The sequence below is a fragment of the Tenacibaculum aiptasiae genome (genome assembly GCF_008806755.1).
GTDB classification, from domain to species: domain Bacteria; phylum Bacteroidota; class Bacteroidia; order Flavobacteriales; family Flavobacteriaceae; genus Polaribacter; species Polaribacter aiptasiae.
Window position 1 is genome coordinate 1 of record NZ_WAAU01000041.1, and the last position, 203, is coordinate 203.

General features: G+C 36.0%; 1 protein-coding gene. It reads right to left on the bottom strand.

The window, feature by feature from the left end:
• The coding region (locus tag F7018_RS18600; RefSeq protein WP_175578776.1) for a hypothetical protein at nt 1-203 on the bottom strand (203 nt) is incomplete at both ends.

Below are 203 nucleotides of genomic sequence, written 5' to 3' on the forward strand. Positions count from 1 at the left end.
CCATCAATACTATCAGCTATTCCATCTCCATCTGAATCTACTCCTCCTGTATCATTAGAATCGATAACTCCATCTCCATTCGTATCTAATGAACCATTACCATTTTCTATTACATCATTAATACCATCATTATCGCTATCTAAATCTTTATAATCTGGCACTCCATCTCCATCAGTATCTGGCTCTTCATTTGCATCTACTGA